Origin of the sequence: Streptomyces sp. NPDC090106 (assembly GCF_044747265.1) — a bacterium.
In the GTDB taxonomy this organism is placed as follows: Bacteria; Actinomycetota; Actinomycetes; order Streptomycetales; family Streptomycetaceae; genus Streptomyces.
Genome location: NZ_JBIVDS010000006.1, coordinates 349,885 through 375,824, shown reverse-complemented (window position 1 = coordinate 375,824; position 25,940 = coordinate 349,885). Strand labels below are relative to the sequence as shown.

The window sequence follows — 25,940 nt, the reverse complement described above, 5'->3', positions numbered from 1 at the left end:
CGGCACCGAGTTGTGCCGAGCCCTCTTGACAAGCCACGATCCCCGACGGCAATCTTCCATTAAGCAGAAACGAACTTCCGTAATACGGAATCTCTACCACGGAAGGGAGCGCCGGACCGCATGCCCGCTTTCGAGTCGAGCACCGCCGCAGAGCAGCGCTTCAACGTCAACCTGTCGATCCTCTTCACGGAACTCCCGCTCCTGGAGCGCCCCGCGGCCGCCGCCGCGGCGGGCTTCACCGCGGTCGAGCTGTGGTGGCCCTGGGTCGACTCCCCCACCCCCGAGCGGTCCGAGCTCGACGCCCTGAAGAAGGCGATCGAGGACGCGGGCGTCCAGCTCACGGGGCTGAACTTCTACGCCGGCGAGCTGCCCGGCCCGGACCGCGGCGCCCTGTCGATCCCGGGCGAGGAGTCGGAGCGCTTCCGCGCCAACATCGACGTCGCCGCCGACTTCGCCGCCTCGCTGGGCTGCAAGGCCCTCAACGCCCTGTACGGCAACCGCGTCGACGGCGTGGACCCGGCCGAGCAGGACGCGCTGGCGCTGGAGAACCTGGTGCTCGCGGCGCGGGCCGCGCACCGGATCGGCGCGATCCTGCTGATCGAGACCCTCAACGCACCGGAGTCGCCGCGCTACCCGCTGGTGAGCGCCCCGGCCGGCGTCGGCGTCGTCGACAAGGTCAACGAGGCGACGGGCCTCGGCAACGCCCGGTTCCTGATGGACCTCTACCACCTGTCCATGAACGGCGAGGACCTCCCCGCGGTCATCGAGCGGTACGCCGGCCGGACCGGCCATGTGCAGATCGCGGACAACCCCGGCCGCGGCGCCCCCGGCACCGGCACGCTCCCGCTCGCGGACCTTCTCGACCAGCTGCGGAAGGCGGGCTACGACGGCTGGGTCGGCCTGGAGTACAAGCCGGGCGACCGCCCGAGCGCCGAGGCCTTCGACTGGCTGCCCCGCTGACCCCCTTCACGTGAAAGGCACTTCCACCATGAGCAACCTTCCCAAGGTCGCCTGGATAGGCCTCGGCATCATGGGCTCCCCCATGTCCGAGAACCTCATCAAGGCGGGGTACGACGTCACCGGCTTCACCCTGGAGCGGGACAAGCTGGACCGGCTGAGCGCGGCCGGCGGCACGGCCGCCGCGTCGATCGCCGAGGCCGTGCGGGACGCCGATGTGATCGTCACGATGGTGCCCGCCTCCCCGCAGGTCGAGGCCATCGCGTACGGCCCGGACGGCATCCTGGAGAACGCGCGCTCCGGCGCGCTGCTGATCGACATGTCCTCGATCACCCCGCAGACCTCCGTGGACCTCGCCAGGGCCGCGGAGTCCAAGGGCGTCCGCGTGCTGGACGCGCCGGTGTCCGGCGGTGAGGCCGGGGCGGTCGAGGCGGTGCTGTCGATCATGGTCGGCGGCGAGCAGGCCGACTTCGACCAGGCCAAGCCGCTGTTCGACGCCCTCGGCAAGACCATCGTGCTGTGCGGTCCGCACGGCTCGGGGCAGACCGTGAAGGCCGCGAACCAGCTGATCGTCGCCGTGAACATCCAGGCGTGCGCCGAGGCCGTGGTCTTCCTGGAGAAGTCCGGCGTGGACCTGAAGGCCGCGCTGGACGTCCTGAACGGCGGCCTGGCGGGCTCGACCGTACTGACGCGCAAGAAGGACAACTTCCTCTCCCGCGACTTCAAGCCGGGCTTCCGCATCGACCTGCACCACAAGGACATGGGCATCGTCACCGACGCCGCCCGCACGGTCGGCGCGGCCCTGCCGGTCGGCGCCGTGGTGGCCCAGCTGGTCGCCTCGCTGCGCGCCCAGGGCGACGGGGGCCTGGACCACTCCGCGCTGCTGCGCGCGGTCGAGCGGCTGTCGGGCGCCCGGCTCTGACGCCCGCCCCGCAGGCCATCGGGCCCCACGGCCACCGGCCGTGACAGACCTCCGGGCGGCGCCGTCTGCTGACAACTGTCCTGTCGCGCCCAAGCGGCGGCGCCGCCCGGAATCCACTTCAACAAACTGTTGACGCCCTCTTCGCCCCACTTCTAGGCTCCACGAAGCGGAAACAGTTTTCCGCTGACACCCGCACGGAAGGTCCACGATGTCGCAGCGCGTGCTCACCACCGCGTCCGGCGCCCCGGTCGCCGACAACCAGAACTCCGCCTCCGCCGGCCCCGGCGGGCCCCTTCTCCTCCAGGACCAGCACCTGCTGGAGAAGCTCGCCCGCTTCAACCGTGAGCGCATCCCGGAGCGAGTGGTGCACGCCCGCGGCAGCGGCGCGTACGGGTACTTCGAGGTGACCGACGACGTCAGCGGGTTCACCCACGCCGACTTCCTCGACACGGTCGGCAAGCGCACCGAGGTCTTCCTGCGCTTCTCGACGGTCGCCGACTCCCTCGGCGGCGCCGACGCCGTACGCGACCCGCGCGGTTTCGCCGTCAAGTTCTATACGGCACAGGGCAATTACGACCTGGTCGGGAACAACACCCCGGTGTTCTTCGTCAAGGACCCGATCAAGTTCCCCGACTTCATCCACTCGCAGAAGCGCGATCCGTTCACAGGCCGTCAGGAGCCCGACAACGTCTGGGACTTCTGGGCGCACTCCCCCGAGGCCACGCACCAGGTGACCTGGCTGATGGGCGACCGCGGCATCCCGGCGTCGTACCGCCACATGAACGGCTACGGCTCGCACACCTACCAGTGGACGAACGCCGAGGGCGAGGCCTTCTTCGTCAAGTACCACTTCAAGACCAACCAGGGCGTGCGCAGCCTCTCCGCCGAGCAGGGCGCCGAACTCGCGGGCCAGGACCCCACCTCCCACCAGACGGACCTCCTCCAGGCGATCGAGCGGGGCGTCAACCCGTCCTGGACGCTGTACGTGCAGCTGATGCCGGCGGCCGAGGCGGCGGAGTACCGCTTCAACCCGTTCGACGTGACCAAGGTCTGGCCGCACGGCGACCACCCGCTCCAGCGCGTGGGCCGTCTGGTCCTGGACCGCAACCCGGACAACGTCTTCGCCGAGGTCGAACAGGCCGCGTTCTCCCCGAACAACTTCGTGCCGGGCATCGGTCCCTCGCCGGACAAGATGCTCCAGGGCCGCCTGTTCGCCTACGCCGACGCGCACCGCTACCGTCTGGGCGTCAACCACACCCGGCTCGCGGTCAACGCGCCGAAGGCGACCGTCGCGCACACCTACGGCCGGGACGGCCTCATGGCCGCCGACTCCCAGGGCCGCGCGGCGAAGAACTACGAGCCCAACTCCTACGGCGGCCCCGCCGAGACCGGCCGCCCCCTGTCCGCCCCGCTGGCGGTCAGCGGCTGGACCGGCACGCACGAGGCCGAACAGCACACCAAGGACGACGACTTCTTCCAGGCCGGTGAGCTGTACCGGCTCATGTCCGCCGAGGAGAGGTCCCGCCTGGTCGCCAACATCGCCGGCGGTCTGTCCCAGGTCTCCCGCGACGACGTGATCGAGAAGAACCTCGCCCACTTCCACGCCGCCGACCCGGAGTACGGCCGGCGCGTCGAGGAGGCGGTCCGCGCCCTGCGCGAGGACTGATCCCGGACGGCGTCACAGACTCCCTGCTCGCGCCCGATGAGCCGATCGACCCGGATGAGGGGTGGTCCCTCGGTACGGGGCACGGGCAGGGTGCGGACCGCGGCGGTGTGCGAGCCAGTGCGGTGGTGAAGGAACCGGACCCCCTTCTCGACCTGAGGGAAGGGCGTCCCGGGCTCTGTCGCCCCCGCCGCGGTCCCGGCAAGCACGACGAAGAGCGCCCGGCACGGACGGTTCCGTGCCGGGCGCTCTTCGTCGTTCCCGGCGCCCCGGGGTGCGCGACCGGCGCCCGCGCAGGACGCTGAGGTCATGGCACCTCCACCGACGCACCACCCGCATGTCGTGGTCCACGCGCCCGCCCTGGACGGCTCGCGGCGGGTCACCGCGGACGACGCCGACCTCGGTGTCGCCTCCCACCTCGACGACGTCGTCGAACTGCTGCGCCTCGCCGATCTGGACCGGATCGAGGTCGAGGACGAGGACATCGTCGAATGGCAGGGCGGCGGCCCCGACGACTGGCCGGGACTCTCCGAGCACCACGGCCGATGAACCGCGCGACGACTACTCCGGTGTGCGTACGCGCCGTACGGAACCCTCAAATCAACCTCTGAACCCGCCTTCAGGGGCTTCAGCCGCCCTCGGGGACGGGCGCATCCTCTTCCTGTGGCGCCCGCCGGCACGGGGGCGGCGGGCATCACGCGGCAGGGCATGCCGAAAGGGGCGGCCCGTCCTCCCGGACGGGCCGCCCCTCGGCCGTGTGCGGCGCCGCTCAGACCTTCAGCGGCTTGATCGACGTCGGGGCGTGCCCCGGTTCGGTGGCGATCTCCTCGAACTCGACGACGTTGGAGATGTCGTTCGTCGTCGACATGGAGATGTTGGTGACCCGCTCCAGGATCGCCTCGACGACGACCGGCACCCGGTACTCGGCGGCGAGCTTCTTCGCCTGCTCCAAGGCGGCGCCCAGTTCCGCCGGGTCGGTCACCCGGATCGCCTTGCAGCCGAGCCCCTCGGCGACCTTGACGTGGTCGACGCCGTAGACGCCCAGCTCGGGCGAGTTGATGTTCTCGAACTCCAGATTGACCTGGAAGTCGATGTCGAACGCCCGCTGCGCCTGGCGGATCAGGCCCAGGTAGGAGTTGTTCACCAGGACGTGGACGTAGGGGATGCGGTGCTGCGCGCCGACGGCCAGTTCCTCGATCATGAACTGGAAGTCGTAGTCGCCGGAGAGCGCGACGACGGACGCCTCCGGATCGGCCTTGGCGACGCCCAGCGCGGCCGGGATCGTCCAGCCGAGGGGGCCCGCCTGGCCGCAGTTGATCCAGTGGCGCGGCCGGAAGACGTGCAGCATCTGGGCGCCGGCGATCTGCGAGAGGCCGATGGTGGAGACGTACCGGGTCTCCGGGCCGAAGGCCTTGTTCATCTCCTCGTAGACGCGCTGCGGCTTGATCGGGATGTCGTCGAAGTGCGTACGGCGCTGGAGGGCGGCCTTCTTCTCCTGCGCGGACGCGGCCCACGCGGAGCGGTCGGGCAGTCGTCCCTCGGCCTTCAACTCCCTTGCCACCTCGACGAAGAGCGCGAGAGCGGCCTTCGCGTCGGAGGCGATGCCGTAGTCGGGGGCGAAGATCTTGCCGATCTGGGTGGGTTCGACGTCGACGTGCACGAACTTCCGTCCGGCGGTGTAGACATCGAGCTTGCCGGTGTGGCGGTTGGCCCAGCGGTTGCCGATGCCGAGCACGAAGTCGGACTCCAGGAACGTCGCGTTGCCGTAGCGGTGCGAGGTCTGCAGGCCCACCATGCCGGCGTTGAGTTCGTGGTCGTCGGGCAGCACGCCCCAGGCCATCAGGGTCGGGACGACCGGGACACCGGTCAACTCGGCGAACTCGACGAGGAGTTCGGCGGCGTCGGCGTTGATGACACCACCGCCGGCGACGATCAGCGGGCGCTCGGAGGCGTTCAGCAGCCCGATCGCCTTCTCGATCTGCGGGCGGGTCGCGGCCGGCTTGTAGACCGGGAGCGGCGCGTACGTCTCGGGGTCGAACTCGATCTCGGTGAGCTGGACGTCGATCGGCAGGTCGATGAGGACCGGGCCGGGGCGGCCGGAGCGCATGAGGTGGAACGCCTGCTGGAAGACACCGGGCACCTGCGCGGCCTCCAGGACGGTGACGGCCATCTTGGTCACCGGCCCCGCGATCGAGGCGATGTCGACGGCCTGGAAGTCCTCCTTGTGGATCACGGCGGTCGGCGCCTGGCCCGTGACGCACAGGATCGGGATCGAGTCGCCGGTCGCCGAGTAGAGCCCGGTGATCATGTCGGTGCCGGCCGGGCCGGACGTACCGATGCAGAGGCCGATGTTGCCCGGGTGGGTCCGGGTGTAGCCCTCGGCCATGTGCGAGGCGCCCTCGACGTGGCGGGCCAGGGTGTGCTGGATGCCGCCGGATGCCTTGAGGGCCGCGTAGAAGGGGTTGATCGCCGCGCCGGGGACGCCGAACGCGTCACTGACGCCTTCGCGCTTGAGGATCTCGACTGCCGCGCGGGCAGCGGTCATACGAGCCATGGAGTACTCCTGCTTCGGCCGTCGGACGTGTACTCCCGTCGCGCCCCGCCGCGAGTACTTCCGCATTGTGGAAAGTAATTTCTGCTATCTGGAAGCAATGTAGGTGGGCGGGCGGAGGTCGTCAAGAGTGCCCAAGACACGGACAAGCGGGGTCCGCCTGGAGGACCATGGGGGCCATGTCCGAGAGCGTGACGGTGCGCTGCCCGGTCTGCGGGCGCGAGCACCTCTTTGCGGCACCGGCCTATCCGTGCGCGTGCGGGGCGCCGGTCACCCCGCCGCTGGACCGGCTCGCGCCGGCCACGGCCGTCACCCAGCGCTCCTGGGAGGACGACTGGGTCACGGTGCGGTGCGCGGACTGCGGCCGTGAGGGCGAGTGGCCGCATCCCGAGGTGGGCTGCCCCTGCGGGACGGTCCTGCGCGTGCCGGTCGCCGAGGGCGTGACCGCGCGCCCGGCCGAGCCCGCCCCCCGGCCCGCCTTCCGGCCGGTGACGATCCGCACCGCCCGGGACGCGGTCACCGCCGCCGCGCTCTATCTGCGCTGGCTCGGCTACCAGGACATACGCCGCGCCGACCAGCGCCCGCCGAACGGCATCGGCCTCGCCGCCCGGGGGCTGCTCGCGCAGGTCGACCCGACCGTGCGCCCGGCCTCGCTGCGGGACGTGGAGTGCCTGTGGCTCACGGCGATGTCCGAGTCGGCGGCCTGCGTCTACTTCTCCCTGTCCGGGTACGCCGTGGAGGCCCGCGCCGTGGCCGACTCCCTGGGCGTCCCCCTCTTCGTCCTCGACCTCACGGGCACCCCGGCACCGGTCAACAGCCTGGCGGACGAACTGGACGCGACGGCGCCCCCCGAACGCCCCGCCCCGCATGATCCGGCACCGGAGGGCTAGCCCGTCGTGAAGCGTTCGCGGAGTTCGATCTTGCGGACCTTCCCCGACACCGTCATCGGGAAGGCGTCCAGGATCTGGAGTCTGCTCGGGACCTTGTAGTGGGCGAGCCGGCCGTCGCAGAACGCGCGCACGTCCTCCAGGGTCACCGGGTCCGCCGGGTCGAGCGGGACGACACAGGCGAGCACCTCCTCGCCGTACCGTTCGTGGGGCACTCCGACGACCTGGACGTCCGCGATCTTCGGGTGGGTGTAGAGGAACTCCTCGATCTCGCGCGGGTAGATGTTCTCGCCGCCCCGGATGATCATGTCCTTGATCCGGCCGACGATCTCGACGTACCCGTCCTCCCGCATGACCGCGAGGTCCCCGGTGTGCATCCAGCGTCCGGCGTCGATCGCCTCGGCGGTCCGCTCCGGCTCGTTCCAGTAGCCGAGCATCACGCTGTAGCCCCGGGTGCACAACTCCCCTGCCGCGCCCCGGGGCCGGGTCACCCCGGTCGCCGGGTCGACGACCTTCACCTCGATGTGCGGCAGGGCGCGGCCGACGGTGCCGGTGCGGTGCTCCAGGTCGTCGTCGCGCCGGGTCTGCGTGGAGACGGGCGAGGTCTCCGTCATGCCGTAACAGATGGACACCTCGGCCATGTTCATCTCGCCGACCACCCGCTTCATGACCTCCACCGGACAGGGCGAGCCCGCCATGATCCCGGTGCGCAGGGAGGAGAGGTCGTAGGAGGCGAAGTCGGGGAGGTTCAACTCCGCGATGAACATGGTCGGTACGCCGTACAGGGACGTGCACCGCTCCTGCTGGACCGCGTGGAGCGTGGCGGCCGGTTCGAAGGACGGGGCGGGGATGACCATGCAGGCGCCGTGCGAGGTGACGGCGAGATTGCCCATCACCATGCCGAAGCAGTGGTAGAAGGGCACCGGGATGCACACCCGGTCGTTCTCGTCGTAGGCGATCATCTCCCCGACGAAATAGCCGTTGTTGAGGATGTTGTGGTGGGAGAGGGTGGCCCCCTTGGGGAAGCCCGTCGTGCCCGACGTGTACTGGATGTTGATCGGGTCGTCGCAGGACAGTTCCGGGAACGGCACCGGGGTGCCGCGCGCGACGAGCGCCTCCCAGCTCGGGTCGCCGATGTACACGGTCTCCCGCAACCCCGGGCACCTGCCGCGCACTTCGTCGATCATCGCCCGGTAGTCGCTCGTCTTGTGACCCACGGAGGCGAACAGCAGCGAGATCCCGGCCTGGTCGAGGACGTACTCCACCTCGTGGGTGCGGTAGGCCGGGTTGATGTTCACCATGACGGCGCCGACACGCGCGGTGGCGTACTGGACGAGCACCCACTCCGGGCAGTTGACCGCCCAGATCCCGACCCGGTCGCCCTTGGCCACCCCGGCGGCGATCAGCGCGTACGCCAACTCGTCGACGTCCGCGGCGAATCGGGCGTAGGTCCAGCGCCGTCCCGAGGGCACGTCCACCAGGGCCTCGCGGTCCGGCCAGGCCGCCACCGCCCGGTCCAGGTTGGCGCCGATCGTGTCGCCGAGCAGCGCGGTGCCGCTCACGCCATGGGCGTAGGAACTCATGTGCGGGGAGGAGCTCATGTGCGGGGAGGAACTCATCGGTGGTCCTCCTCGCGGTATTCGGCGTCGGAGCCGGTGGCGGTGGCCTCGCGCAGCTCGATCCGGCGGATCTTCCCGGACACGGTCTTGGGCAGCGGAGCGAACTCCAGCCGCCGGATCCGCTTGTACGGCGCCAGTACCCGACGCGAGTGCTCGAACAGCACCTTCGCCGTGTCCGCACCCGGCTCCCAGCCCTTGGCCAGCACCACATACGCCTTCGGCACCGCCAGCCGCAGCGCGTCCGGCGCCGGCACCACCGCCGCCTCCGCGACCGCCTCGTGCTCCAGCAGCGCACTCTCCAGCTCGAACGGCGAGATCTTGTAATCCGACGCCTTGAACACATCGTCACTGCGCCCGATGTAGGTCAGATAGCCGTCCGCGTCCCGGGAGGCCACGTCCCCGGTCCGGTAGTAGCCCCCCGCCATCGCCTCCGCGGTGCGGTCGGGGTCCCCGTGGTACCCGGTCATCAGCCCGACCGGGCGGGCGGACAGGTCGAGGGCGATCTCCCCCTCCGCCGCACCGGGCGCACCCGTGACCGGGTCCAGCAGCTCCACCCGGTAGCCGGGGCTGGGGCGTCCCATCGAGCCCGTCTTCAGCTCCTGCCCGGGACTGTTGGAGACCTGCACGGCCGTCTCGGTCTGCCCGAACCCGTCGCGGATCGTCACCCCCCAGGCCCGCCGGACCTGCTCGATGACCTCGGGGTTCAGCGGCTCACCGGCGGCGACGACCTCCCGGGGCGGGGTGCGCAGGCCGCTCAGGTCGGCATGGATGAGCATCCGCCACACCGTGGGCGGCGCGCAGAATGTCGTCACCCCCGCCCGGTCCATCTCGGCCATCAGCCGGGCCGCGTCGAAGCGCGTGTAGTTGTGCAGGAACACGGTCGCCTCCGCGTTCCACGGCGCGAACAGGTTCGACCAGGCGTGCTTGGCCCAGCCCGGCGAGGAGATGTTCAGATGCACGTCCCCCGGCTTCAACCCGATCCAGTACATCGTCGCCAGATGCCCCACCGGGTACGAGGTGTGCGTGTGCTCCACCAGCTTCGGCCGTGACGTCGTCCCGGACGTGAAGTACAGCATCAGCGGGTCGTCCGCACCGGTCACACCGTCCGGAACGAAGTCCGCGGAGGCGGCGTGGGCGTCCTCGAAGCGCAGCCAGCCCTCCCCCGCGCCCCCGACGGCGATCCGCGCGTAGTCGCCCGGCACCTCGTCGAACTTCGCCGTGTCCTCCGCCCGGACCAGCACCTGGGCGACCTGCCCGCGCTCGACGCGGTCCCGCAGGTCGGCCGGGCCCAGCAGCGGTGTCGCCGGGATGACGACCGCCCGCAGCTTCATCGCCGCCAGCGCGGTCTCCCACAGCTCGACCTGGTTGCCGAGCATCACCAGGACCCGGTCCCCGGCCGCCACGCCCCGCGCCCGCAGCCAGTTCGCGACCCTGTTCGAGCGCTCGGCCATCTCCGCGAAGGAGACGCGGACCTCGGTACCGTCCTCCTCGACGATGTGCAGCGCCGTGCGGTCATTGCCCTCGGCGATGACGTCGAACCAGTCCAGCGCCCAGTTGAACTCCGCGGGCCGGGGCCACACGAACCCGTCGTAGGCCGCGGCATAGTCCTCGCGGTGTTCGAGCAGGAAGTCCCGCGCATCGCGGAAGGTCGTCGTCGTCATCTGTCCTCCAGGGCATTGCAGTGCGGCTCTCTGCCATCGTTTACTCCGTGGCGCGGGTCTCACTACCCCCGAACGGGGGTGGAAGGGCGGAAAAGTGGCGACCGACATGGCGGAGATCGGGAACGCGCTGGTAAGGCTGCGGCGGACGACCGGGCTGCCGGTGGCCTTCGGCGGGCTGGTGGAGGCGGGCCGGCAGATGCGCATCAGCGAACTGAGCGGCACGGCCACGTCCTCGCTGCGGGCGCTCGCGGTGTCGTCCGGGAACGGGCTGGGCGGCCGGGCGGTCGCGCTGGCCCGGCCGTGCGCGGTGACGGACTACTCGGCGTCGCGGCGGATCAGCCACGAGTACGACGCGCCGGTGGCCGTCGAAGGGCTGCGGTCGGTGCTGGCGGTGCCGGTCGTCGTCCGGCGCCGGGTGCGCGGGGTGCTGTACGGCGCGCTGCGCACCGCCGATCCGCTGGGCGACCGGGTGCTGGGCGCGGCGATGGAGGCGGCCCGGGACGTGGAGCAGGCGCTGGTGGTGCGGGACGAGGCGCGGGAGCTGGTGGCGGCGGCGCGGCCCGTGGCGGTGGACCCGGTGTCGCGGGAGCAGGTGCGGGAGGCGCATGCCGCGCTGCGGGCGCTGGCCCCGAGGATCGCCGACCCGGCGCTGCGGGCCGAGTTGCTGCGTGCCGTGGGGCTGCTGGCGCCGACGGCTCCGGTGTCGGTGCGGCTGGCCCCGCGGGAACTGGACGTCCTGGCGTGCGTGGCCGCAGGGGTGACGAACGCGGCGGCGGCCGACCGGCTGGGGGTGCGTCCGGAGACGGTCAAGGGGTACCTGCGGTCGGCGATGCGCCGGCTCGGGGCGCACACGCGCGGGGAGGCCGTGGCGGCGGCGCGGCGGGCGGGCCTGCTCCCCTGACGTTGCCCTTTCATTCATTCTCCAGCGCTCTGAATTTCCCCATGCTGTGAGGTTGTTATTTCCCTCACCACGTCTTCGCTCCGGATTTCAAAGACTCGTTGCCTAGAATTTGGCCCGGACACGACACACGAGGGGAGCGGTGACCGTGCGACGGGACTTCAAGGAGCCTGCCAGATGCCGCCCCGACCTGGTCATCGGCCGGGAGGGGGTGTTCACCCAGGCGCGTGAGCAACTCACCCGGGGCGGCAGCGTCCTGCTGCACGGCCCCGCCGGAATAGGGAAGTCCACCGTCCTGCGGGCATTGGCGACGGATATCGGCGCCTCGGCGCGCACGGTGTTGCGCTGTTCGGCCACCGAGTCCGAATCCCATCTCCCCTTCCTGGCCCTCGCCGATCTCCTGGGTCTGGTCCTGGACGAGGTCTCCGACAGGCTCCCGACGGCCCAGCGCACCGCCCTGGAGTCCGCGCTCACCGGCCGGGGCGAGTCCACGCTCCAGCGCGACGGGCTGGCCCTGCGGCTCGCCGTGCTGTCGGCGCTGCGCGCGCTGGCCGCGGAAGGGCCGGTGCTGATCGTCGCGGACGACGTGCAGTGGCTGGACTCCGCCAGCGCCGAACTGCTCGGCTTCGCCGCGCGCCGGCTCGGGGACACCCCGGTGCGGATGCTGTGCGCGGTGCGGACCGAGGGCGAGGAGTACGACCGCCATCTACGCGCGTCCCCGCCGGACACCCTCGCCCTGCGCGTGAACCCGCTCTCCCGCACCCAGGTCTCCGAACTGCTCGGCCACCGCGGCTACACCGGCCTGACGCGCTCCACGGTCCGTGACATCCACCGCACGAGCGGCGGCAACCCGCTGTTCGCGCTGGAGCTGGGCCGGGCACTGAGCGAGAACCCGACGCCGCCCCGGCCTGGCGAGCCGCTGCCGGTGCCGACATCGCTGCGCGCCCTGGTGCTGAACCGGCTGGAGATGCTGTCCGACGAAGCGCGCCGCACCCTGCTCGTGGCGAGCGCGGGCGCCCGTCCCACCCCGGCCCTGCTGCGCGCGGCCGGCCGGGAGAACGCCGAGGCGGAGACCGCGCAGGCGGCGGCGCTGGGCCTGCTGGCGACCGACCCGGAGGGGCCCGCCGTACGGTTCGCGCATCCGCTGATCTCGGCGGCGCTGTACGCGGAGGCGCCCGCGCACGAGAGACGGGCGGCGCACGCCGCGCTGTCGACGGCGGCCTCCGACCCGATCGAGCGGGCCCGGCATCTGGCGCTGGCCACGACCGGCACCGACCCGGACACCGCGGACCGGCTCGCCGAGGCGGCGACCCTGGCCCGGGACCGCGGGGCGCCGAGCGTGGCCGCCGCCCTGGGGCTGCTGGCCGCCCGGCACACCCCGGCCGAGTCGGTGCCGGGCCCGGACGTACGGCGGCTGCTGGCCGCCGAGGACTCGATCACCGCCGGTGAGCTGGACCTCGCCCGGGACGTCGCGCGGGACGTGCTGACCCGGGCGACGGTGCCGGCGGACCGGGTGCGTGCCTGGATCATCGTGATCGACACGGCGGGCCACGCCATGACGGAGGTCGACGCGGTCTTCCCGCAGGCCCTCGCCGACGCGGGCGACGACCCGCAGCTGCTCGCCCTGATCCACTACCAGCTCACCTGGCGGGCGGTCCTGGTGGACGGCGACTTCGACCGGGCCCGGGAGGCGGCGGCGTACTCGGCGGAGCTGGCCGCGCGGGCCGGTGACCGCTACAACGAGCTGATGGCGCTGGCCTTCCAGGCGCAGATCGAGACCCTGATGGGCCACCCGGACGCCCCAGCGACGATCAAGCGGGCCCTCAAGGAGCCCCAGGACCCCCGGGTGGCGTGCCATCACAACGGGGCGGGCTACTCCCGGTTCCGCTGGCTGGTGATGAGCGACCAGCTCCCCGAGGCCCGGACGACGGTCACCGCGCTGCTGCGCGAGGTGCGCCGGCGCGGGTCGGTGGAGAGCGAGGTGCACTTCCTGCGCGGGTTCGCCGAGACCGAGCTGCGCTCCGGGAACTGCGGCCGGGCCCTGGACCTGTCCCGGGAGGCCCTGCTGATGGCCCGTGACACGGGTATCGGCGAGGTGGCCTCGGCGGTGCTCGCCTCCCTCTCGGAGGCCTCGGGCGGCGATGTCGAACGGGCGCTGGAGCTGGCCCGGGACGCGATCGACCACGCCGAGGAGAACGGCGACCAGATGTACGAGTCCCGGGGTCTGGCCGCCCTCGGGTACGCCCAGCTCGTCGCCGGGGACGCCGAGGGCACGGTGCGTTCGCTGCGCCGGGTGCGGGAGCTGGAGACCGGGCTCGGCATCACCGACCCGGCGCGGGGGCGCTGGCAGGGCGACCTCGCGGAGGCCCTGGTGCGCGCCGGGGAGCCGGGCGAGGCGCAGGACGTCATCGACGTGACGCGGGAGCAGGCGCTGCGGCTGGGCCGGGAGAGCGTGCTCGCCGTGCTGGACCGCGCGGAGGCGCTGGTGCGGGCCGCGCGGGGTGAACACGACGCCGCCGTGGCCCAGTTGACGTCGGTGCAGGACCGGCTGGCCAAGCTGGGCTACTGCCTGGAGGAGGCCCGGACGGCGTTCGCGCTGGCCCAGTTGCGCACCCGGCGGCCGGGACCGACCTCGTACGACGAGGCGGCGCGGCTGTTCCGGCGGTGCCGGGCGCTGCCGTGGCTGCGGCAGGTGGACGCGGCGGCCGAGGCGCCGCAGGGCGGTCCGGCGCCGCAGCCGTCGCCCGCCGCAGCGGCCGACGCGCTGGAGGGGCTGGCGTCGATGGAGCGTCAGGTGGCCGCGCTGGTGATGGAGGGCGCGACCAACCGGGAGATCGCCGCACGTCTGTTCATCAGCGTGAAGACGGTGGAGGCGACCCTGACCCGGGTCTACCGGAAGCTGGGGATCCGCTCGCGGGTGGATATCGTCCGACTGGCGGCGGGGCGCCGTACGAAGTGAGGCAGGGCGGGTTTTACTCAGGCGTGCGAGGGGATCACCGAGGGTTTTCCCTGCCCCAACTCCCCTAGGGGGTTCCCTCATTGGGAGGGGGAACTTCCGCGTTCTAGGTTATGAACGTGCCGCTCGCCCGGGCATACGGGGGTCGGTCCCGCGACCCCCGTGTACCGCCCCCCACACCCGTGCGATCCCCCACCGGCAACCTCGAGGAGACTCAGTGTTCGGGTTCACCCGTGCCAGAAAGGCCGCCGCCGTCGCCGTCGCGACCGCTGCCGCCGCCACGGCCCTCGCCAGCGCCCCCACCGCTGTCGCCGCCCCGCAGCCCATCGTCGGCGGTTCCACGACCACGACGACCGCGTACCCGTTCATGATGCAGATCACGGACGCCTCGCAGAACCAGTTCTGCGGCGGCACCCTGGTGTCGGCGACCAAGGTCGTGACCGCGGCCCACTGTATGGTCGGCGAGACCACCAGCAGTGTCCGTGTGGTGGGTGGGCGCACCTACCTCAACGGCACCAACGGAACGGTCAGCCGGGTCAGCAAGATCTGGATCAACCCGGACTACACGGACGCCACCAACGGTGACGACGTGGCCGTGCTGACCCTGTCGACGGCGATGTCGTACACGACGGCCTCCTACGTCGCCTCCACGGACACCTCCGTGTACGCGACCGGAGCCACGGCCCGCATCCTCGGCTGGGGCACCACGTCCTCGGGCGGCAACTCCTCCAACCAGCTGCGGACGGCGACCGTGCCGATCGTCTCCGACACGAGCTGCCGCAGCTCCTACGGCTCCGACTTCGTCGCGAGCGACATGGTTTGCGCCGGATACACCTCCGGCGGCGTCGACACCTGCCAGGGCGACAGCGGCGGTCCCCTGCTCATCGGGGGCGTCCTGGCAGGGATCACTTCCTGGGGAGAAGGGTGCGCGGAGGCGGGTTACCCGGGTGTCTACACCCGGCTGACCACCTTCTCGTCCCTTGTGACCGCACAGGTCAACTCGTAGTCCCAGACGTTCTCCTGAGCATCCCTCAGGTGAAGTACCAGGGGGCGTTGCGGGCCTCCACGAGCGGCCCGCAACGCCCCCTCTCCATGCCCCCGCCCGGCACGTCCCCGCGCCCCATGCCCCGCGCCCTCGCTCTACGCGATGACCGTGCCGAAGCGGATGCCGTGCTCCAGGCCGAGAGCGGCCAGCGTCCTCGCCCCCTCCTCGGCGACCTCGTCCCGCTGCGCCCTGGACAGCTCCCCGAAGGGCTCCACGACGAGCACGTCGTCGATGATCCGCCACACCCCGGCGAGGAACCCGTCGACCAGCAGCGGGCAGTAGAAGGTGTTCGCCTGCCAGGTGCGGCCACGGTTCGCGGGCGGGACGACCCGGGTGCGGTCGGCGTGGGAGAGCAGCAGGTTGTCGAACTCGGGCAGGAAGCGGGGCGGCGCCGGGGTGTCCGGGTCGGGGCGGGGCGCGTCGGGGAGGTCGAGGAGCTCGACGCCGTTCTCGTCGCGGAAGGCGACCAGGCGGGGGCGCAGCCGCTCGAAGGCGGGGCGTGTCCGGGTCAGGCCGCACCAGGTCTGGAAGTCCTTGACGGAGGCCGGGCCGAACGCGGCGAGATAGCGCAGGACGGTGTCGTCCAGGGTCGCCGCGGGTTCGGCGGGCCGCCCCAGCCAGTGCTCCAGGGTGGTCAGGGCGACCTGGGCGCTCTCGCCCCACACCCCGCGCGGGGTGACCTGGACGAGCGGGAGGGCGCAGCGGGCGGCGATGGCCAGGGACTGCGGGTCGGCGTCCGGCCAGTGCGCGCCGAGCGTCTCGCGCAGCTGCTTCATGGTGCGCGGCTCCTCCTCGACGAACTCCCGGGCGAGGACGGCGAGCCGGTCCAGGTCGACGCCGGTGAGGCCCTTGCGGAACAGGCCGATCTCCCGGTCGCGGACGGGCTGGACCAGGGGCCGCAGGGTGAGGGCGTCGGCGGCGGTGTGCAGATGGATGGTCGAGCGCACGGTGACGATCCGCACCGCCTCGCGCCGCTCCAGCGGCCCGGCCAGGTCCCCGGGTGCGAAGCCGTCGAGCCGGGCGGCGAGCGCGTGGTAGGGCGGCTTGACCTCCTGCGCCTGGAGCCCGACGAGGTGCTCCACGGCCGCCTGCGCGGACAGCGGGGAGCGGCGCAGCAGGAGCTGCCGGTCGAGGGTGGCCCGGTTGAGGGCGCGGGGGCCGAGTGTCTCCGTCATGCTCCGCACGGTAGTGGGGGTTGCGGACAGCGGCGGTCCGCAACTCGGCGCGCGCGCCCGGACCTTCCGGCCCGGTGGTGCCCGTATACGCTGCTCGCTGATCACCGACGCCGGCCGGGAGGCAGCCGCGATGTCCGAGCGACGCAGGAAGTCCGTCTGGCGCCGGGCCTCGCCCCCGGCACCCGAGCCGCCGGCGGAACCGGCCGAGGCGGGCGCCGAACCGGCCCCCGAGCCGGTGAGCATCGTGCAGGCGGCGCTGTACCGCGACGGGGTGCGGGTCTCCTCCCCCGTCACGCTCGCCGAGACCTACCGTGAGCTGCACGAGCGGCCCTCGGGCATGGCGTGGATCGGTCTGGCCCGTCCGACCGAGTCCCAACTCCTCTCCCTGGCGTCCGAGTTCGACCTGCATCCGCTGGCCGTCGAGGACGCGATGGAGGCTCATCAGCGGCCCAAGCTGGAGCGCTACGGCCGGACGCTGTTCGTCGTCCTGCGCGCGGCCCGCTATCTCGACGCGCAGGAGGAGGTCGACTTCGGCGAGCTGCACGTCTTCGTCGGGCCCGACTTCGTGATCACGGTCCGCCATGGCGCCGCCCCCGACCTGTCGGCGGTCCGCCGCCGTATGGAGGAGACGCCCGACCTGCTGAAACTGGGCCCCGAGGCGGTGCTGTACGCGATCCTGGACGCGGTGGTCGACGGGTACGTCCCGGTGGTGGCCGGCGTCCAGAACGACATCGACGAGATCGAGACCGAGGTCTTCCGCGGCGACCCGTCCGTCTCCCGCCGCATCTACGAACTCTCCCGCGAGACCGTCGAGTTCCAGCGCGCGACCCGCCCTCTGATCGGCATGCTGCACGGCCTGATCGCCGGCTTCTCCAAGTACGGCACGGACGACGAACTCCAGAGCTATCTGCGCGACGTCGCCGACCACGTCACGCACACCAGCGAACGCGTCGACGGCTTCCGCCAGGCCCTCACCGAGATCCTCACGGTCAACGCCACCCTCGTCACCCAGGAGCAGAACGCGGAGATGCGCGCCCTGGCGGAGGCGGGCTTCGAGCAGAACGAGGAGATCAAGAAGATCTCCTCCTGGGCGGCGATCCTGTTCGCGCCGACGCTGGTCGGGACCATCTACGGGATGAACTTCCGGGAGATGCCGGAGCTGGGCTGGGAGTTCGGGTATCCGTTCGCGATCGTGCTGATGGCCGTGGTGTGCACCAGCCTGTATCTGGTCTTCAAGCGGCGTGACTGGCTGTAGCCGGCGCGTGGCGGGCGGGTGATGTGCGCCGCATGGCGTCGATCTCTGTGGCGGGCCGTCGGAGGGAGCCGGACGATGGGCTTCAGGACGGCGGACCACGTGAGGGAAGAGGTCGGGTCATGGTCGAGCGGGACGAGCGGTTCGATGTGGTCGTACTCGGGGCCGGGCCCGGCGGGTACGTGGCCGCGGTGCGGGCCGCCCAGCTCGGGAAGCGGGTCGCGGTCGTCGAGGAGAAGTACTGGGGCGGGGTGTGTCTGAACGTCGGCTGCATCCCGACCAAGGCCCTGCTGCGCAACGCGGAACTCGCACACCTGTTCACCCATGAGGCGAAGACATTCGGGATCAGGGTCGAGGGACAGGTCACCTTCGACTACGGCGAGGCCTACCGGCGCAGCCGCAAGGTGGCCGACGGCCGGGTCAGGGGCGTCCACTACCTGATGAAGAAGAACGGCATCACGGAGGTGAACGGCCGGGGCACCTTCCTGGACCCGCACACCCTCCAGGTCACCGACTACGACGGCAACACCCGCACGATCGGCTTCGAGCACTGCGTCATCGCCGCCGGGGCCACCCCGAGGCTGCTGCCCGGCACCAAGCGCAGCGCGCGGGTCGTGACGTACGAGGAGCAGATCCTCGCCGAGGACCTGCCGGAGTCGATCGTCGTCGCGGGCGCCGGGGCGATCGGCATCGAGTTCGCGTACGTGCTGCACCACTACGGCGTGAAGGTCACGATCGTCGAGTTCCTCGACCGGATGGCGCCGCTGGAGGACGCCGAGGTCTCCGCCGAACTCGCCCGCCAGTACCGCAAGCTGGGCATCGACGTGCTGACCTCGACGCGGGTCGAGTCGATCGACGAGTCGGGCGCCCGGGTGCGGGTGACGGTCACCGGCAAGGACGGCGCGCGGCAGGTGCTGGAGACGGACAAGGTGCTCCAGGCGATCGGCTTCGCGCCGAACGTCACCGGCTACGGGCTGGAGAACACCGGGGTCGCGCTCACCGGGCGCGGCGCGATCGACGTCGACGGCCGCTGCCGTACCTCGGTGCCGCATCTGTACGCCATCGGCGACGTCACCGCCAAGCTGATGCTCGCGCACGCCGCCGAGGCGATGGGGGTCGTCGCCGCCGAGACCCTCGCCGACGCGGAGACGATGGAGCTGGACTACACGATGATCCCGCGGGCGACGTTCTGCCAGCCGCAGATCGCCAGCTTCGGCCACACCGAGGAGCGGGCCCGCGAGCTGGGCTACGACGTGAAGGTCGCGAAGTTCCCGTTCACGGCGAACGGCAAGTCGCACGGCCTCGGTGACACCACCGGCTTCGTCAAGCTGATCAGCGACGCCACGCACGGCGAGCTGATCGGCGGCCATCTGATCGGCCCGGACGTCACCGAGCTGCTGCCTGAGCTGACCCTGGCGCAGCAGTGGGACCTCACCGTGCACGAGGTGGCCCGCAACGTGCACGCCCACCCGACGCTGAGCGAGGCCGTGAAGGAGGCCGTGCACGGCCTGGCGGGACACATGATCAACATGTGAGCCGGGCGCGGCCGGCCCCGTCCGCGGTCAGAACCAGTGCAGGCAGTGCGGGGCGCGGTCGGTCCGGAACAGGGTGTCGGCGAGCGCCGCCGCCCGGGGCCCGTGGGCCCGGACGTGGCCCGCGCGCACGAGGGTGCTGGGGGCGGTGTCGCCGAGGTAGAGCGCGCCCAGGTCGCGGACGTCCAGGGACAGGTCGGGTTCGCGTCGCGTCGGGACGCAGTCCGCCTTGCCGTCCCGGACGGTCAGCAGATGGCGTCCGCGCTCGCCGAGGAACGGGTCGTCGACGTCGAGGACGAGTTCGCCGTCGGCGCACCAGCCGCGTGCGGTGAGCGCGCCCGGCACGTCCAGCAGCCGCACCCAGAGCCAGTCCGTCTCGCCGCCGGGCTGGGCGGCGCGGTGGTCCGCGAGCTGCCACGGCAGCGGGTTGCCGGGCGGGAAGTGCTGGAAGACGACCTGGTCGACCAGTTCGTGGCCGAGCAGATGGCGGGCCAGGTCGGTGAAGGCGCCGGCGTCGGTGGTGACGGTCTCGTCGACCGTCAGGGTCGTCTCGGTCCCGGAGCCGCCGAGCGAGTAGCTGGCGTATCCGTCGGGGACGCCGTCGGCGTCACGGTGCAGGGCGATGTAGCGCTGTGCCCGGGAGACCGGGGCCTGGCCCGCGCCCCGCGCCCACCAGCGGTGCGGCCGGGACAGCGCGCCGGGCTGGGCGCGGCGGTAGCGGTCGTAGACCGCCTCGACGAGGTCGCCGCACTCGGAGCGCCGCAGCAGTTCCACCGAGCCGGCCGCCGGGGCCGGAGCGCCGGCCCTGGGGGCGGCGAAGGCGGCCCGGTGGCGAGGGACGGTCAGCCGGCGGGTGGAGGTCGCCGGGCCGTAGCCGAACCGGCCGTAGATCGGGGCCTGGGAGGCCAGCAGGACGGTGAGGAGGTCGCCGCGGGCCCGCAGCCCGGTGAGCTGCTCCCGCAGGAGGGCGGTGAGCACCCCGCGGCGGCGGTGCGAGGGCAGGACGCCGACGGCGGTGAGCCCGGCGGCCGGGACGAGGGTGCCGCCGGGGAGGGTGAGCTCGAAGGGGTAGGTGGCCGCGGTGCCGACGGGCCGGCCGTCCTCCGTCTCCGCGAGCAGGCCGCGGTCCATCTCCAGGGCCGCCCACCAGACGCCGCCGCCGTCCTCGGCGGGGGCCTCCGGGAAGCGTCCGAAGGCCGCGTGGAGGGTGTCGACGAAGACCTCCGCGTCCTGTTCCGTCGTGGACCGGATCCGGATCTCCATCGCTGCCGCCGCCTCCTAGTGCGCCCGGGGCGGCCGGTGTTCCCCCGGCCACTTCTCCCCGGTCACTGGTTTACACCGCGCGCGAGCGGCAAGGCGAACCGGATGCCTCCCCTACCCGCCTCTGCCGCAACTCCAGTAAGACGCGTAACCTGCCCCGCGGGTTTCACAGTGATTGGACAGGGTGAGTGGTGAGCAGCGGCACGGCACAGGCGGCGTACGGAGCGGACGTCTCGGGGCGGGCGGGGACGGGCGCCGGGGCGGGGGCGGCGCCGGGACGGCCCCGGCAACGGGACGCGTTCTTCGACAACGCCAAGTACCTGGCGATCGTGCTGGTCGCGATGGGGCACGCCTGGGAGCCGCTGCGCTCCGACAGCCGTGCGGTCACCGCCCTCTACACGGTCGTCTACGCCTTCCACATGCCGGCGTTCATCATCATCTCCGGCTACTTCTCGCGGAGTTTCGACGCGAGCCCGGAGAAGATCAAGCGCCTGATCACCGGGGTCGTGGTGCCGTACGTCGTGTTCGAGACGGCGTACACGTTCTTCACGCGCTGGAGCGACGGTGAGCCCGACCGGGAGATCAGCCTGCTGGACCCGCTGTATCTGACGTGGTTCCTGGCGGCGCTGTTCATCTGGCGGCTGACGACGCCGATCTGGCGCCGGGTGCGCTGGCCGCTGCCCATCGCGCTCGCCGTCGCGGCGCTCGCCACGCTCACCCCGTCCATCGGCAAGGACCTCGACCTTCAGCGCACGCTCCAGTTCCTGCCGTACTTCGTGCTCGGTCTGTGTCTGCGGCCCGCGCACTTCAGCCTGGTCAGGCAGTGGCGGGTGCGGCTGCTGGCGCTGCCGGTCCTCGCGGGCGCGCTGGTGTTCTCGTACTGGGCGGTGCCGCGGATGGACTACGCCTGGTTCTTCCACAAGGACAGCGCCGAGCACTTCGCCGTGCCCGACTGGTACGGGCCGCTGATGACGCTCGCCCTGTTCGGCTGCTCCCTGGTCCTGGTCGCCTGCTTCCTGTCGTGGGTGCCGGGGCGCCGGATGTGGTTCACGACGCTGGGCGCGGGCACGCTGTACGGCTATCTGCTGCACGGGTTCGTCATCCAGGCCGCCAACCACTGGCAGTGGTCGGACGAGCGCTTCTTCCGGCAGCCCGCGGGCGCGATCGCGGTCTCGGTCGTCGCCGCGACGGTGGTGACCGCGCTGTGCACGGCTCCGGTCCGGCGGGTCTTCCGGTGCGTGATGGAACCGAACATGAGCTGGGCCTTCCGCAAGGACCGCCCCGAGCCCGCCCGCCCGGGACTGGACCACGTCCCCGGCCCGCCGGCCCGGAGCACCACTCCCCCGGCGCGGTAGCCGACGGCGCCGGGAGGTGGCCGCGCCGTCCGTGCGCCGGGACCCGTCTGCGAGAGTTCCTCCAGGTGGGCGGGGTCGTCGCCGGTGTTCCGTGACGGGTCCGGCCGCTTCGTGCCGCCCGTCATGCCGTGAACTTTCGCAGGAGAAGCCTCCGTTGACGCCCGACAGCTACTTCGAAGCCATCGACGACCACCGCTACAAGCCCACCGCGCACGCGGTCGGCGCCTGGAGCACGGACGAGCAGCACTTCAGCCCGCTGGGCGGGCTCGTCGCGCACGCCCTGGAGCGGCACCGCGCGGCGGCGCCCGACAGCGGGCTGCTGCTGTCCCGGATCAGCTACGACATCCTGGGCCGGCTCGCCCTGGACGAGTGCGAGATCCGGGTGGAGACGGTCCGGCCGGGGCGGACGATCGAGCTGGTGGAGGCCGTCGTGACGATCTCCGGGCGGGCGGTCGTGCGGGCCCGCGCCTGGTATCTGGCGGCCCTGGACACCCGTGGGGTGGAGGGCGCCGACGCGGAGCGGCTCGCCGCCCCCGGGACTCTCGCGCGGTGGCGGATGTCCGACGCGTGGCCGGGCGGCTACATCGACTCGGTCGACGTCCGTCCGGTGGCCCCGCCGCGGCCGGGCCGTACCGCCGCCTGGATCTCCACCTCCCTCGACCTGGTCGCCGGGCAGCCCAGCGGTCCGGTCGCGCGGTTCCTCGCCCTGGTCGACACCGCCAACGGCATCGCGGTGCGCCGCCCGCCGTCGGAGTGGATGTTCCCGAACGTGGATCTGACCGTCCATCTGCACCGGCAGCCGCACGGCGACTGGACGGGCCTGGACACCACGGTCTCCTTCGGGCCGAGCGGGCAGGGCCTGACCAGCACGGTCCTGCACGATGTGGACGGCCCCGTCGGCACGGCCCAGCAGATCCTCACGGTCCGCCCCCAGCCGGGCACCGTCTCGGGGTGAAAGCACGGTCCGGTGACACGTGGATCACAGGCGGCGGCCCTACCTTCCCGTGACCATGAGCGGCGCTTCCGGCGCGCGTGCGGCCCTCCGGGCCGGCGGCGCCGGGCCGTGGCGCCGCCCCGGACTCCGAGGAAGGAACCCCTCCACCATGGGCCACCGCAGCAACCACCCCCGTGCACTCGCCGCCGCGACGGCGGTCGTCTTAGGCCTGGCCGCGAGCGGCGTGAGCGTCACGGCGGCGCGGGCCGCGAGCGCCTGCACCCCCGCGTTCACCCTGTCGGACACGCCCGCCGCGGTCGGTGACAACCCCCGTCACGTGGTCACCGGCGACCTCGACGGCGACGGGAACACCGACGTCGTCGCCGCGAACAACGACGCGGACTCCCTCTCGGTGCTGCTCGGCGAGGGCGACGGCACCTTCGCCGCGGCCACCGCGTACGCGGTCGGCGACAAGCCGTACCAGACCGTGATCGCCGACTTCGACGCCGACGGCGCCCCCGACCTCGCGACCGCCGACTTCGACGGCGGCACGGTCAGCGTGCTGCTCGGCACCGGCGACGGCACCTTCGGGACGTCCGTCCGCTACGACGTCGGCGGCGGCGCCCGTTCCCTGGTGCCCGGGGACGTCGACGGCGACGGGAACCTGGACCTGGCCGTCGCCGAGGAGAGCGGCGGCGGCGTGAGCGTGCTCACCGGCGACGGCTCCGGGGCGTTCACCGTCGACCTGGAGACGGTCACCGTGACCCGGCCGCACGGCCTCGTCCTCACCGACCTCGACGGCGACGGGAACCTCGACGTGGCGACCGCGAGCGTCGCCACCGCGGGCGGGGTCTCCGTCGCCCTGGGCAACGGCGACGGGACCTTCGGCACGGTCACCGAGTACGCGAGCGTCAACCGGCTCTACTCGATCGCCGAGGGCGACTTCGACGGGGACGGCACGACCGACCTGGCCACCGTCAGCAACGGCTCCGACACCCTTGAGGTGTACGCCGGGAACGGGGACGGCACCTTCGGGGCGGGCGTCACGTACACCACCCCGGCGCTGCCGGTCGCGGTCAACTCGGCGGATGTGGACGGCGACGACGTCACCGACCTGCTGGTGTCCTCCGCCAGCGGCGGTTCCGTGACCGTCTTCCAGGGCACCTCCGGCGGGCCGTTGACCGAGCTGACCGAGCTCGCGTCCGCCGGCGCGTACGAGGCCGCGGCCGCCGATCTGACCGGCGACGGCGCCGCGGACCTGGTCGTGGCGAGCAGCGGCGCCGACGAACTGGACGTCTTCACCGGCTCCTGCGGCTGAGCCGTCCCCCGCGGCCGGCCCGCCCGCGCCCCGCGCCCACGCCGGTAGGTTCGTTCCCATGCGCACACGGACGATGGTGATCGGCGGCGGCATCGGCGGTACGGCGACGGCGCTCGCGCTGCACAAGGCGGGCTTCGAGGTCGTCGTGCACGAGGCCCATCCGGACTCGGCGGAGGATCTGGGGGCGTTCCTGACGCTGGCGAGCAACGGCGTGCGGGCCCTGTCCCAGCTCGACGCGGGCGCGGCGGCGACCGGGACCGGCTTCGAGCTGACGTCGCTGAGACTGCTCGACGCGACGGGCGCGGAGGTGGGGCGGGCGCCGCTCGGCGAGACCGGCGATCCGTCGCTGCGCTACCGGTGCCTGCGCCGCGGCGACCTCAACGCGGCGCTCCAGGCGGAGGCGGCGCGCCGGGGCATCGAGGTCCGGCACGGGGCACGGCTGGCGTCCGTCGAGGAGGGACCGGCCGGTGTCACCGCCCGTTTCGCGGACGGCACCCGTGCCACGGCCGAGCTGCTCGTCGGCGCCGACGGGCTGCACTCCACGGTCCGGGAGACCGTGGCGCCCGGGGTGCGGCCCGTACCCGCCGGGCAGCGCGTCCTGTACGGGTACACCCGGGGCGCGCGCCCGTCGGGGGACGGCGCGCAGATCACCATGGTGCGGGGCAGCGCGACGAACTTCGGGTACGCGGTGTCGCCCGGCGGGGAGACGTACTGGTTCGCGCGAGTGGCCGACGGGCCGGCGGTCGCGGCGGGGGCGGCGGCACGTGAGGCGCTGCTCGCGCTGCTGGAGAAGGACGACGGGCCCGCCGCGGAGATCGTGGCGGCCACCGGGGACGACGTCCTCGTCACCGACGCCACCGAGATCCCCGTCGGCACTCCGTGGCGGACGGCGCGCACGGTGCTGCTCGGCGACGCCGCGCACGCCGCCTCGCCCGCGACGGGGCAGGGTGCCTCGATGGCGCTGGAGGACGCCGTCGTGCTCGCCAAGTCGCTGCGCCGGACGGCGGACCGGGCCGCCGCGCTCGCCCGGTACGAGGCGTTGCGGCGTCCGCGCGTGGACCACAACACGACGGTCAGCGGCGCCCTGTCCCGGGGGGAGCGGCCGAACGGCGCCCCGCGTCCCGGGGAGGAGGAGCTGGTGCGGCTGCTGGACTGGGAGGCGCCGCTGCCGGACTGAGGGCCGTGGACGCGGCCACCGGGGTCAGATCCATCCCTCCAGGGACGCCATGAACCCGTCGAAGTCGTCGCGGTGGATGGTGTGCCCGGCTCCGGTGACGGTCCGCACCTCGAACCCGCTCGCCCGCAGCAGTTCCACGTCCGCGGGGCCCACCAGCAGGCTGGGGTCGGCGAGTTGGACGAGCGAGGGGACGACCGGGCGGCCGGGCACGAACCCGGTGAGGGGGCGCCCGTCGAGGAAGTACGAGGTGTCCGCGTCCCAGTCCGCGACCGTGGCCACCTCGATGTCGACGTCCTCGGCGGCCCAGCGCGGGTTGAACTGGACGATGTGTTCCCGGCTGATGTTCTTCGCCGAGGCGAACACCTCGGGGTCCAGGGCCTGTTCGGGGTTCTGCGAGGACCAGGCGGGGTCCGAGTAGACCGCCCGCAGGGGCCGCAGCCGGTCCACCGCGAGCGACAGCGCGAGCCCGCCCAGCGAGTGCCCGACGATCACGTCGGCCCCGGTGGGCAGGGTGTCGACGAGGTCGTCCGCGAAGTGCTCGATGCCGTAGTCGCCGCGGGGGGAGCCGCCGTGGCCGCGCAGGTCGACGGCGGTCACCCGGTAGCCGCGCTCGGCGAGGGCCGGTCCGACGCGGCGCCAGGTGCGGGAGTCGGACATGATGCCGTGGACGAGCAGTGCCGTCCGGTCGCCGGTGCCCCAGTGGCGGGTGTGGAGTCGCACGGGATGCCTTTCGTCGCCGACTGCCAGGTCGGTCCTCAGTCTGCGGGTCGCGGTGCGG

20 protein-coding genes are annotated in these 25,940 nt (G+C 72.4%); 14 read left to right on the top strand and 6 right to left on the bottom strand.

The features are described 5' to 3' along the window. Nucleotides 1-120: 120 nt before the first annotated feature. The 4 genes from ACIPSE_RS21765 (at nt 121) to ACIPSE_RS21750 (ending at nt 4,091) form a co-directional block, all read left to right on the top strand. The gene (locus tag ACIPSE_RS21765) at nt 121-960 is read left to right on the top strand and encodes a TIM barrel protein (RefSeq protein WP_401664747.1); all 840 of its coding nucleotides are present in this window, start codon (nt 121-123) and stop codon (nt 958-960) included. A gap of 28 nt (nt 961-988) precedes the next feature. Next, entirely contained in the window at nt 989-1,879 is an 891-nt protein-coding gene (locus ACIPSE_RS21760) for a 2-hydroxy-3-oxopropionate reductase (RefSeq protein WP_401664746.1), read from the top strand. Nucleotides 1,880-2,087: 208 nt separating this feature from the next. Further along, on the top strand, nt 2,088-3,545 hold the full coding sequence (locus tag ACIPSE_RS21755) for a catalase (protein WP_401664744.1): 1,458 nt from the start codon (nt 2,088-2,090) through the stop codon (nt 3,543-3,545). A gap of 306 nt (nt 3,546-3,851) precedes the next feature. After that, nucleotides 3,852-4,091 carry a hypothetical protein gene (locus ACIPSE_RS21750; RefSeq protein ID WP_401664743.1) on the top strand — a complete coding sequence of 80 codons (240 nt, stop codon included), beginning with the start codon at nt 3,852-3,854 and terminating at the stop codon, nt 4,089-4,091. 220 nt (nt 4,092-4,311) lie between these two features. Here the strand turns inward: ACIPSE_RS21750 and gcl are convergent, their stop codons facing one another. Continuing rightward, nucleotides 4,312-6,096 carry a glyoxylate carboligase gene (gene gcl / locus ACIPSE_RS21745; RefSeq protein WP_401664741.1) on the bottom strand — a complete coding sequence of 595 codons (1,785 nt, stop codon included), beginning with the start codon at nt 6,094-6,096 and terminating at the stop codon, nt 4,312-4,314. Nucleotides 6,097-6,263: 167 nt separating this feature from the next. Between gcl and ACIPSE_RS21740 the strand changes: the two genes are divergently transcribed. Then, nucleotides 6,264-6,983, top strand: coding sequence for a hypothetical protein (locus tag ACIPSE_RS21740; RefSeq protein WP_401664740.1), 720 nt, complete (start codon nt 6,264-6,266; stop codon nt 6,981-6,983). Here ACIPSE_RS21740 and ACIPSE_RS21735 read toward each other — a convergent pair. Then, nucleotides 6,980-8,563, bottom strand: a complete 1,584-nt coding sequence (locus tag ACIPSE_RS21735; RefSeq protein ID WP_401665042.1) for an AMP-binding protein — start codon at nt 8,561-8,563, stop codon at nt 6,980-6,982. The two genes, ACIPSE_RS21740 and ACIPSE_RS21735, sit on opposite strands and share 4 nt — an antisense overlap. Nucleotides 8,564-8,595: 32 nt before the next feature. Next, nucleotides 8,596-10,260 (bottom strand): AMP-binding protein, encoded by a 1,665-nt coding sequence (locus tag ACIPSE_RS21730; RefSeq protein WP_401664739.1) that lies wholly within the window; start codon nt 10,258-10,260, stop codon nt 8,596-8,598. Nucleotides 10,261-10,366: 106 nt separating this feature from the next. Between ACIPSE_RS21730 and ACIPSE_RS21725 the strand changes: the two genes are divergently transcribed. The 3 genes from ACIPSE_RS21725 to ACIPSE_RS21715 all read left to right on the top strand — a co-directional run bounded on the left by ACIPSE_RS21725 (nt 10,367) and on the right by ACIPSE_RS21715 (nt 15,120). Then, nucleotides 10,367-11,161 carry a response regulator transcription factor gene (locus ACIPSE_RS21725; RefSeq protein WP_401665040.1) on the top strand — a complete coding sequence of 265 codons (795 nt, stop codon included), beginning with the start codon at nt 10,367-10,369 and terminating at the stop codon, nt 11,159-11,161. A gap of 139 nt (nt 11,162-11,300) precedes the next feature. Further along, a complete protein-coding gene (locus tag ACIPSE_RS21720; protein ID WP_401664738.1) occupies nt 11,301-14,117 on the top strand; it encodes an AAA family ATPase in 2,817 nt (938 codons plus the stop codon). 214 nt (nt 14,118-14,331) lie between these two features. Then, nucleotides 14,332-15,120, top strand: a complete 789-nt coding sequence (locus ACIPSE_RS21715; protein WP_401664736.1) for a S1 family peptidase — start codon at nt 14,332-14,334, stop codon at nt 15,118-15,120. 134 nt (nt 15,121-15,254) lie between these two features. Here ACIPSE_RS21715 and ACIPSE_RS21710 read toward each other — a convergent pair whose 3' ends face one another. Then, nucleotides 15,255-16,334, bottom strand: a complete 1,080-nt coding sequence (locus tag ACIPSE_RS21710; RefSeq protein WP_401664735.1) for a winged helix DNA-binding domain-containing protein — start codon at nt 16,332-16,334, stop codon at nt 15,255-15,257. 130 nt (nt 16,335-16,464) lie between these two features. Between ACIPSE_RS21710 and ACIPSE_RS21705 the strand changes: the two genes are divergently transcribed. Beyond that, entirely contained in the window at nt 16,465-17,589 is a 1,125-nt protein-coding gene (locus tag ACIPSE_RS21705; RefSeq protein ID WP_401665039.1) for a magnesium and cobalt transport protein CorA, read from the top strand. Nucleotides 17,590-17,708: 119 nt separating this feature from the next. Continuing rightward, on the top strand, nt 17,709-19,121 hold the full coding sequence (gene lpdA / locus ACIPSE_RS21700; RefSeq protein ID WP_401664734.1) for a dihydrolipoyl dehydrogenase: 1,413 nt from the start codon (nt 17,709-17,711) through the stop codon (nt 19,119-19,121). A 27-nt stretch (nt 19,122-19,148) separates the two neighbouring features. On the opposite strand, the gene ACIPSE_RS21695 is transcribed toward lpdA, so the two are convergent. After that, the gene (locus ACIPSE_RS21695; protein ID WP_401665038.1) at nt 19,149-20,375 is read right to left on the bottom strand and encodes a GNAT family N-acetyltransferase; all 1,227 of its coding nucleotides are present in this window, start codon (nt 20,373-20,375) and stop codon (nt 19,149-19,151) included. A 194-nt stretch (nt 20,376-20,569) separates the two neighbouring features. On the opposite strand from ACIPSE_RS21695, the gene ACIPSE_RS21690 reads away from it, so the two are divergent. From ACIPSE_RS21690 to ACIPSE_RS21675, 4 genes are all read left to right on the top strand, one after another. Continuing rightward, on the top strand, nt 20,570-21,733 hold the full coding sequence (locus tag ACIPSE_RS21690; RefSeq protein ID WP_401664732.1) for an acyltransferase family protein: 1,164 nt from the start codon (nt 20,570-20,572) through the stop codon (nt 21,731-21,733). A gap of 154 nt (nt 21,734-21,887) precedes the next feature. Beyond that, nucleotides 21,888-22,688 carry a thioesterase family protein gene (locus ACIPSE_RS21685; protein WP_401664731.1) on the top strand — a complete coding sequence of 267 codons (801 nt, stop codon included), beginning with the start codon at nt 21,888-21,890 and terminating at the stop codon, nt 22,686-22,688. Between the two features lie 148 nt (nt 22,689-22,836). Continuing rightward, nucleotides 22,837-23,985, top strand: a complete 1,149-nt coding sequence (locus ACIPSE_RS21680) for an FG-GAP repeat domain-containing protein (RefSeq protein WP_401664729.1) — start codon at nt 22,837-22,839, stop codon at nt 23,983-23,985. Between the two features lie 58 nt (nt 23,986-24,043). After that, the gene (locus ACIPSE_RS21675) at nt 24,044-25,162 is read left to right on the top strand and encodes an FAD-dependent oxidoreductase (RefSeq protein ID WP_401664727.1); all 1,119 of its coding nucleotides are present in this window, start codon (nt 24,044-24,046) and stop codon (nt 25,160-25,162) included. A 24-nt stretch (nt 25,163-25,186) separates the two neighbouring features. Here ACIPSE_RS21675 and ACIPSE_RS21670 read toward each other — a convergent pair whose 3' ends face one another. Beyond that, nucleotides 25,187-25,882, bottom strand: coding sequence for an alpha/beta fold hydrolase (locus tag ACIPSE_RS21670; RefSeq protein WP_401664726.1), 696 nt, complete (start codon nt 25,880-25,882; stop codon nt 25,187-25,189). Between the last annotated feature and the right edge of the window lie 58 nt (nt 25,883-25,940).

Excerpts from the sequence above, each read along its gene's own strand:
- ACIPSE_RS21680 (WP_401664729.1), top strand. The coding sequence starts at position 22,837 with ATGGGCCACCGCAGCAACCACCCCCGTGCACTCGCCGCCGCGACGGCG.
- ACIPSE_RS21725 (WP_401665040.1), top strand. The coding sequence starts at position 10,367 with ATGGCGGAGATCGGGAACGCGCTGGTAAGGCTGCGGCGGACGACCGGG.
- ACIPSE_RS21750 (WP_401664743.1), top strand. The coding sequence starts at position 3,852 with ATGGCACCTCCACCGACGCACCACCCGCATGTCGTGGTCCACGCGCCC.
- lpdA (WP_401664734.1), top strand. The coding sequence starts at position 17,709 with ATGGTCGAGCGGGACGAGCGGTTCGATGTGGTCGTACTCGGGGCCGGG.
- ACIPSE_RS21675 (WP_401664727.1), top strand. The coding sequence starts at position 24,044 with ATGCGCACACGGACGATGGTGATCGGCGGCGGCATCGGCGGTACGGCG.
- ACIPSE_RS21760 (WP_401664746.1), top strand. The coding sequence starts at position 989 with ATGAGCAACCTTCCCAAGGTCGCCTGGATAGGCCTCGGCATCATGGGC.
- ACIPSE_RS21740 (WP_401664740.1), top strand. The coding sequence starts at position 6,264 with ATGGGGGCCATGTCCGAGAGCGTGACGGTGCGCTGCCCGGTCTGCGGG.
- ACIPSE_RS21735 (WP_401665042.1), bottom strand. The coding sequence starts at position 8,563 with ATGAGTTCCTACGCCCATGGCGTGAGCGGCACCGCGCTGCTCGGCGAC.
- ACIPSE_RS21705 (WP_401665039.1), top strand. The coding sequence starts at position 16,465 with ATGTCCGAGCGACGCAGGAAGTCCGTCTGGCGCCGGGCCTCGCCCCCG.
- gcl (WP_401664741.1), bottom strand. The coding sequence starts at position 6,096 with ATGGCTCGTATGACCGCTGCCCGCGCGGCAGTCGAGATCCTCAAGCGC.
- ACIPSE_RS21730 (WP_401664739.1), bottom strand. The coding sequence starts at position 10,260 with ATGACGACGACGACCTTCCGCGATGCGCGGGACTTCCTGCTCGAACAC.
- ACIPSE_RS21765 (WP_401664747.1), top strand. The coding sequence starts at position 121 with ATGCCCGCTTTCGAGTCGAGCACCGCCGCAGAGCAGCGCTTCAACGTC.
- ACIPSE_RS21755 (WP_401664744.1), top strand. The coding sequence starts at position 2,088 with ATGTCGCAGCGCGTGCTCACCACCGCGTCCGGCGCCCCGGTCGCCGAC.
- ACIPSE_RS21710 (WP_401664735.1), bottom strand. The coding sequence starts at position 16,334 with ATGACGGAGACACTCGGCCCCCGCGCCCTCAACCGGGCCACCCTCGAC.